We start from the raw sequence: 7,167 nt of genomic DNA, 5'->3' as shown, positions 1-7,167 counted from the left end.
GGCCTGGGCGATCTGCCCTTCCTTCACCGGGTCCCACCAGGAGTTGGCGAAGACCGCGACCGTTTCGATCGTAGGATCGACCGAACGGGCCCCGAGTGCAAAACTGTTGATATCCCAGTTCACCACGCCGACCGGAAAGCCGGCGAGGATGCCGATCTTCTTCGTCTTCGTCGCCTGTCCTGCCGCGATGCCTGCAAGGTACCAACCCTGGTAAGTGCGGGCATAGAAGCTTTCCATGTTGGCCCCATTCTCCGTGCCCGAAGCACTGAGAAACGCCACATTCGGATAGGCTTTGGCCGCTTCGGCCATTGGGGCGCTGTAGCCATAGGTGGTGCCGATTATGATGTTGAAGCCGCGCTTGACGTAGAGATCGATCGCCGCGCGCAGCTTAGTGGCCTCTTCCGGTATGTTCTCCGTCACCGAGACGGGCACCTGTAGCTGTTCCTCCAAGGCCTTGCGGCCGGCCTCGAGGGCTTCGTTCCATCCGCCGTCTTGCGCTGAACTTGCGTAGATGAACGCGACCTTGGGCGCCCCTTCCAGAGTAAAGGCATAAGCGCCGGACGTAGCACAGAATACGAAAACCGTGGCCGCCGCCGCGAACAGGCGAACTGAGTCGGACGGCTTCGTGTTGCGCTCTTTCATTTCGTGGTTCCCCTTGTTTTTCTTTGATTTTCTCAGCCGGAAGCACGCCGCGCCCATGCAGCTTCCCTGCACGGTGACGATTGCCGCCGGAGCGTCTTTTTTGATTTGGCAAAAGCGAATTGGCTCTTGTGCAGTGCATAACAGCCGATTACGTTCGTTCATGCAACAAAAATAATCATGCTCATTTTTTGGGCACTTTGTGCAGAAATGTGAACGATCAAATGAACACCGATGCTCTGGCATCATTTGTAAAAATCGCGGAACTGCGGTCATTGTCGGCCGCGGCGAAGTTGTACGGCCTGCCCAAATCCACGCTCAGTCTCCGGCTCAAGCAGCTTGAAGACGATCTGAAGGTCGCTCTGTTCGAGCGCTCCGGCCGTGTCCTGTTGCTCACGGAAGCAGGGCAAACCCTGCTCGGGCACGCGCGGCAGATCCTGCAAAGCTGCGATACGGCGCGGGCCGCCGTGACGGAACTGAGCGACGACGTGACCGGAACCTTGCGGATCGGCGCCACGGGGGAGTTCGGCACGGCCTACTACACGCAGATGCTCATGGCGTTCAGAAAGCTCTACCCCAAGGTGGAAATCGAACTCACCTTCTTTTCGCCGCACGTTCTCTACGCGCCAGAGAGCCTCGATATGCTCGACGCCGTGATTTCATGGGACGAAGGTATCGAAGTCGGCGAAACGCTCTCCACCGCAAAATTCGCACTCTTTGCCAGCAAGAGTTATGTCGAGCGTGCCGGGATGCCACGAAAACCCGCCGATTTGGCGGAACACCAGGGCATTGTCTATCGCACCTCGGCGGGCCTGCAGCACTGGCGGCTACAGAAAGGTACCGCGCAGGAAAGTATCTTGCCGCGCAGCAACCTGATCGCCAACGAATACTGGACTATCAAGTACTTCGCCGTTGCGGGCGAGGGCATTGCCTATCTACCGCACTTCTTCACCACGATCGAGTGTGAACGCGGCCACCTCATTCCGTTGCTCGACACATGGGAGTCCGCGGAAAAGCGGGTCAGCATCCGCATATCGCGCCCGCACGCCCCATCGCGTAAGATGACCGCGTTCATGGATGTCTGCGGCCGCTACTTCTCGCCCGGCTTCGTTTTCACGGGGCCGCGCTACTACGTCGAAACAATCTTCGATGCAAGCCAGCAAGAAAAGGGAACAGAAAAATGAAGGTCCTTGAAACCGGTAATGGCGCGCGTGCAATGAAAGGGGGAGGGCTCGACCCGCAGCGTGTCAGCTTCGACAAGATCCCGATCATCGATCTCGAGCCCATGTTCGCAGGCAACGAGGCGGCCAAGCGAAAGCTCGCCCAGGAACTGCGCAAGGCCTGCACGGAAGTCGGCTTCCTCTATATCAAGAACCATCACGTTCCGAAGGAGGTCATCGATGCCGCGTTTGGGGTGGCGGAGGTGTATTTCGCCGAATCCGACGACGTGAAGATGGAGAATCACGTTTCCAATTCAAAGAATAATCGCGGTTATGCGGCAATATTGGAAGAGAATACGGATCCGACCGCGCGCGGAGACCTGCACGAATCGTATGATATTGCGCTGGATGTGCCAGCCGACGATCCGGACGTGAAGGCCGGCAAAGTACTCTACGGTCCCAACCAGTGGCCAGCGGGCAGGCCGGAATTCCGAACGGCACTGGAAGCCTACCATGCCGAGATGCTGACGCTGAGTGGCCACCTGCTCCATGCCTTTGCTCTGGCTCTTGGGTTGGAGGAGACATATTTCGACCTGCTGGTCGGCAAGCCGCTCGCAACTTTGCGGGTGCTCCACTATCCACCGCAGTTTGGCGAGATCGATGACCGCCAGATCGGAATTGGGGCGCATTCGGACTATGAGTGCTTCACGATCCTGGCCCAGAAGGATGGTATTTCAGCCTTGCAGGTACTGAATGCAACTGGCGAGTGGATTGCGGCCGATCCCGTCCCCGGCTGCTTCGTCGTCAATGTGGGAGATCAGATGGCGCGTTGGACCAATGACCTTTTCGCCTCGACCGTCCACCGCGCGGTGAATCGTTCCGGCAAAGAACGCTATTCGATCCCGTTCTTCTTCGGTCCAAACTATGATGCCGTGATCGAGGTGCTTCCCAGTTGCATTGATGAGGATCATCCTGCGAAGTACCCTCCGATCACGTCGGGCGAATACGTCAACGGCCGCTTCAAGGCGACATTTGCGCACTATGCCGCGCAAAGCGAGGCCGGCGCCGAAACCGCGGCTTAAGCGGATAATCCTGTCATGCGCGGCCGCTCCTGTGGCCGCGCGTCGCATACCCGCCGTCCGTTGACCGAGATCAATATGATAGCACCCTCGATGGGTAGCGTCGGGTTAACTGGTTAGCCATGGCGTCACCAGAAGAACCCATTTCGGTTTGACGGTGGATGTGGCTAATTTTTCGGCTTTGAGGGCTTGGTGGAGCGCGGTCTTGCCGATTTGGGCTTTGAGCAGCAACGGAGCAGAAAACCTGCATAAGGAAGTCACGGCTCGTCGTCCGGGTCAGCGGTTTTCGGATCGCGTGGCGGGCCTCGGTTTCGGCTATGGCCGCGGCAAGGCACAGCCAGTCGGCGATGCTGAGGGGGGTAATGTTTTCAGGGGGCATTTTGCCGGTGCCAAAATGGATGTCGCTCATGGTCTTACCCCTTGATGGTTGCGCGAGTGCTGAAGGTGAAAGTGTGGAGGGAGCACCACCGCCCGAAGCTGCGGCCTGGCCTCCCCACAAGGGGACCCTCAAGGGGTAGATCGGCCACCGCCCTTAAATCAGCTTCTCCAGCGTGATCGGCAGATCCCTGATCCTCTTTCCCGTCGCATGGAATACCGCGTTGGCAATCGCCGGCGCCACGCCGACAATGGCCAGTTCGCCAACGCCCTTGCCGCCGAGCACCGAGGAATGCAGGTCGGGGATGCCGACCGAGATCACCTCGATGTCGGGGATGTCGGCATTGGTCGGCACGAGGTAGTCGGCGAGGTTGTCATTGACGATGCGGCCGTGGCGGCGGTCGACGATGCCTTCTTCCAATAGCGCCTGGCCGATGCCCATGATGATGCCGCCCTTCCATTGGCTTTCGGCAAGTTTCGGGTTGTAGAGCCGGCCCGAATCCAGCGCCGACACCACACGCGATACACGCACCGTGCCGAAATCCTCGTCGACGCGCACTTCGATGAAATGCGCGCACCAGGAGTGGCGGGAATAGTCGCCCTCGGTGTGCGGCACCGACATGGCGATGGTGGTGTAGTTCTTGTAGCGATCATCTGGCGTCGAATTGGCCGGCATGGTGTCGCCGGTGGCTTCGATGTGGTCGCGGCCGACGCACTTGAGCAGTTCGGCGACGGAGACATCGGGGCCGTCGCCGCGCGGCGAAGCGATACGGCCATTGGCGACGACCAGCGTGTTGGCCTGCAGCGCGTGGAAGGGCGAGCGTGGATCGCTGATGGCGAGGCCCACCAACTGGTCGAGGGCCGAGGTTGCCGCCTTGTAGACCGCACCCGTCATCACGCCGGCCAGCCGCGAACCGCCGGTGACGCCGGCGCGCGGAAAGCGGGAGTCACCGAGCTTCACCACCACGTCGTCAGCTCGCACGCCGAGCGTTTCGGCGGCGGTCTGCGCCAGGATGGTGTAGGTGCCCTGGCCCATGTCGATCGAGGAGCTTTCGACCTCGACCGAACCATCGGCCAGGATGCGCACGAGCGCCTCGCCATAGGCGCGTCGCACCGGATAGGTGCCGGCGGCGACGCCCCAGCCGATCAACTGGTTGCCGTCGCGCATCGAGCGCGGTTCGGGTGTGCGCCTGGACCAGCCGAAGCGTTCGGCGCCTGCAGCAAAAGCCTCGCGCAACTGCCTGGTCGACCAGGCTTTTTTGGCATGTGGATCCTGCTCGGCATAGTTTCGGAGCCGGATCTCCAGCGGATCGATGCCGACCTCGTAGGCAAGCTCGTCGATGGCGCTTTCGATGCCGAAGGCTGAGGGGTTTTCGCCCGGCGCGCGCATGGCGCCCGGCACCACCGAATTGACCCGTACGACATTCTGCTTCGAGGAGAAATTCGGCGTTGTGTACATGATCGAGGTGACCGATCCGAGCGGCTCGACCCACATGCCGTCGATGGATGTTTCATTGACGCCGCGATGCACGATCGACTGGATCTTTCCCTGCACGTCGGCGCCGATCGTCACCGTCTGGCGCGTCGCCGCGCGGCCGCCATAGCCGGTAAAAGTCTGCGGCCGGGTCATCACCAGCCGCACCGGCCGGCCGAGCATTTTGGCCGCACAGGCGGCCACCGCGCCATGGCTGAGCGCCAGCGCCTTGGAGCCGAAGCCGCCGCCAATATAGGGCGACACCAGCCGCACGTTCTCGAACGGCACACCGAACCATTCGGCATAGGTGCGCGCCATGCCGTCCAGCCATTGGCTCGGCTCCCACACGGTGAGGTGGTCGCCCTCCCAGCGGGCGATCAGGCCATGCGGCTCCATCGGCGCCTGGTACTCGCGCGGCGTGTTGTAGGCGGCGCAGATGCGGACCGGCGCCGAGGCGAACGCACCTTGCGCGTCGCCCCATTCCTTGGTCATGGCATCGATCGCGATGCCATCGCCGGCTTTGGCGTCGCTGAGGTCGACGATGGCAGGCGTTTCCTCATAGCTGACCTTGACCAGTGCCGCCGCCGCGACCGCCCGCTCGAAGGTCTCGGCGACCACGGCGGCGACATGCTGACCCGAAAAGGTGATGTCGCGCGCGAGCGGGCAATACGGCTTGTCGGGCGGCGGCGTGCCGAACCAGTCCGCCGCGGTCCTCAGGCTGATGATGGTGTCCGGCGTCAGCACCTGCAGCACGCCGGGCGCCACCTCGGCGGCAGTGGTGTCGATCGCGCGCACCTTGCCCGATGCAATCGTGCTCTCGACCAGGACGGCGTAGGCGAGGCCTTCGAGCTGCTGCTCGACGGCGTATTTCGCCGCACCGGTGATCTTGGCCGGGCCGTCGATGCGCGACAGCCGGCCGCCGACGGCTTCGGCAAAAGCGCCGTCGGACGCATCCCCATGCCTGATGTTGTGAACGGTCATGCCGTCTCTCCCAATTTGCGGATGGCGCGGGCGACGACGCGCGGCGCCAGTTCGACCTTGTAGTGGTTGGCGCCATGGTCGACAGAGCCTTCGACGGCGAGCAGGCTGGCGGCGCGCACAGTGTCCGGCTCCAGCACCTTGCCCTTCAGCGCGTTTTCCACGGCCCGCGCACGCCACGGCTTGGTCGCGACGCCGCCAAGCGCGACGCGCAAATCGCGGATCGTTCGGCCGTCAGGTTCGAACTCAATGCCGACCGCCGCGCTCGCGGCGGCAAACTCATAGGATTGCCGGTCGCGGATCTTGAGATAAGTCGAACGCCGGGCAGGGGCCGAGCCGGGGATCTCGATCGCGGTGATCATCTCGCCCGGTTCGATCGCGTGTTCCCGATCCGGCGTGGTGCCGGGCAGCAGGAAAAAGTCGTCGACCGGGATGTGGCGCTCGCCCAGATGCACGATCGCATCGAAGGCGACCAGCGCCACGGCGAGGTCGCCCGGATACATGGCGATGCACGCGTCGCTGATGCCAAGCACCGCATGGCCACGGGTAACGCCGCCGATCGCCGAACAGCCAGAGCCGGGCTCACGCTTGTTGCAGGCTGGGAAATTCGCGGGATCGCGGAAATAAGGGCAGCGCGTGCGCTGCATCAGATTGCCGCCGATGGTCGCCATGTTGCGGATCTGCGCGGAAGCCGCCTGCCACAGGGCTTCGGAAATGGCGGGGAAGCTACTCTTGATGTCGGCATGGTCGGCGACATGGCTCATCCTGGCCAGTGCGCCGATGGTGACGCCGCGCTCGTTCACCTCGATCCTGCCCAACCCCTTGAGATGGGTGATGTCGACCAGCGTCTCGGGCTCGGCGACGCCGCATTTGGCGAGGTCGATCAGCGTGGTGCCGCCGGCCAAGAGCATGGCGCCGGGCAGGGCGGCCGCCTGGCGTGCCGCATCGAGCGAATTGGCGCGCACATACGAAAAATCCCTCATGATGCGGCCTCCAATGCTGCCTGGCGGACAGCGGCGACGATGTGCGGATAGGCGCCGCAGCGGCAGAGGTTGCCGGCCATATACTCGCGGATTTCTTCGTCGGAGCCGGCATGGCCTTCGCGGATGCAGGCGACCGCCGACATGATCTGGCCCGGCGTACAATAGCCGCACTGGAAGGCGTCCTGTTCGAGGAAGGCAGCCTGCACGGGATGCATTTCGCCCTCCCGTGCAAGCCCCTCTATGGTGGTGACGGTGCGGCCCTCGACTTGTGCGGCCAGCGTCAGGCAGGCCAGCACGCGCTCGCCGTCGATATGCACGGTGCAGGCGCCGCACTGGCCGTGGTCGCAGCCCTTCTTGGTTCCGGTCAGGCCGAGGCGATCGCGCAAGGCATCGAGCAGCGTGACGCGCGGCTCGAGTTGCAGATCGTGATCACGGCCGTTGATGTCGAGATGAACTGGGATCGTTGTTTTGGTCATGGG

Annotated in this window: 7 protein-coding genes; 2 read left to right on the top strand and 5 right to left on the bottom strand. The window is 62.6% G+C overall.

Annotated elements, in window-relative coordinates:
* The coding region (locus tag ENZ75_RS15140; RefSeq protein ID WP_164887830.1) for a BMP family ABC transporter substrate-binding protein at positions 1-804 on the bottom strand (804 nt) is incomplete at its 3' end.
* Positions 805-863: 59 nt separating this feature from the next.
* On the opposite strand from ENZ75_RS15140, the gene ENZ75_RS15135 reads away from it, so the two are divergent.
* Positions 864-1,823, top strand: coding sequence for a LysR family transcriptional regulator (locus ENZ75_RS15135; protein ID WP_013530698.1), 960 nt, complete (start codon positions 864-866; stop codon positions 1,821-1,823).
* Positions 1,820-2,881 carry a 2-oxoglutarate and iron-dependent oxygenase domain-containing protein gene (locus ENZ75_RS15130; RefSeq protein ID WP_063168589.1) on the top strand — a complete coding sequence of 354 codons (1,062 nt, stop codon included), beginning with the start codon at positions 1,820-1,822 and terminating at the stop codon, positions 2,879-2,881. Before ENZ75_RS15135 ends, ENZ75_RS15130 begins: the two co-directional genes overlap by 4 nt.
* 70 nt (positions 2,882-2,951) lie before the next feature.
* Here ENZ75_RS15130 and ENZ75_RS15125 read toward each other — a convergent pair whose 3' ends face one another.
* The 4 genes from ENZ75_RS15125 to ENZ75_RS15110 form a co-directional block, all read right to left on the bottom strand.
* Positions 2,952-3,287 (bottom strand): hypothetical protein, encoded by a 336-nt coding sequence (locus ENZ75_RS15125; RefSeq protein WP_127224178.1) that lies wholly within the window; start codon positions 3,285-3,287, stop codon positions 2,952-2,954.
* A gap of 123 nt (positions 3,288-3,410) precedes the next feature.
* The gene (locus ENZ75_RS15120) at positions 3,411-5,708 is read right to left on the bottom strand and encodes a xanthine dehydrogenase family protein molybdopterin-binding subunit (protein WP_063168588.1); all 2,298 of its coding nucleotides are present in this window, start codon (positions 5,706-5,708) and stop codon (positions 3,411-3,413) included.
* The gene (locus tag ENZ75_RS15115; RefSeq protein ID WP_063168587.1) at positions 5,705-6,688 is read right to left on the bottom strand and encodes a xanthine dehydrogenase family protein subunit M; all 984 of its coding nucleotides are present in this window, start codon (positions 6,686-6,688) and stop codon (positions 5,705-5,707) included. The genes ENZ75_RS15120 and ENZ75_RS15115 overlap by 4 nt, the downstream gene beginning before the upstream one ends.
* Positions 6,685-7,164 carry a (2Fe-2S)-binding protein gene (locus ENZ75_RS15110; protein ID WP_013530702.1) on the bottom strand — a complete coding sequence of 160 codons (480 nt, stop codon included), beginning with the start codon at positions 7,162-7,164 and terminating at the stop codon, positions 6,685-6,687. Before ENZ75_RS15110 ends, ENZ75_RS15115 begins: the two co-directional genes overlap by 4 nt.
* Positions 7,165-7,167 lie beyond the last annotated feature (3 nt).

This window comes from Mesorhizobium sp. M7A.F.Ca.CA.002.04.1.1 (genome assembly GCF_004022805.1).
Lineage (GTDB): Bacteria > Pseudomonadota > Alphaproteobacteria > Rhizobiales > Rhizobiaceae > Mesorhizobium > Mesorhizobium ciceri.
This window is presented reverse-complemented; position numbering and strand designations above follow the sequence as displayed.

Coding starts and splice junctions, on each gene's coding strand:
- ENZ75_RS15135 (WP_013530698.1), top strand. CDS start 864: ATGAACACCGATGCTCTGGCATCATTTGTAAAAATCGCGGAACTGCGG.
- ENZ75_RS15130 (WP_063168589.1), top strand. CDS start 1,820: ATGAAGGTCCTTGAAACCGGTAATGGCGCGCGTGCAATGAAAGGGGGA.
- ENZ75_RS15125 (WP_127224178.1), bottom strand. CDS start 3,287: ATGAGCGACATCCATTTTGGCACCGGCAAAATGCCCCCTGAAAACATT.
- ENZ75_RS15120 (WP_063168588.1), bottom strand. CDS start 5,708: ATGACCGTTCACAACATCAGGCATGGGGATGCGTCCGACGGCGCTTTT.
- ENZ75_RS15115 (WP_063168587.1), bottom strand. CDS start 6,688: ATGAGGGATTTTTCGTATGTGCGCGCCAATTCGCTCGATGCGGCACGC.
- ENZ75_RS15110 (WP_013530702.1), bottom strand. CDS start 7,164: ATGACCAAAACAACGATCCCAGTTCATCTCGACATCAACGGCCGTGAT.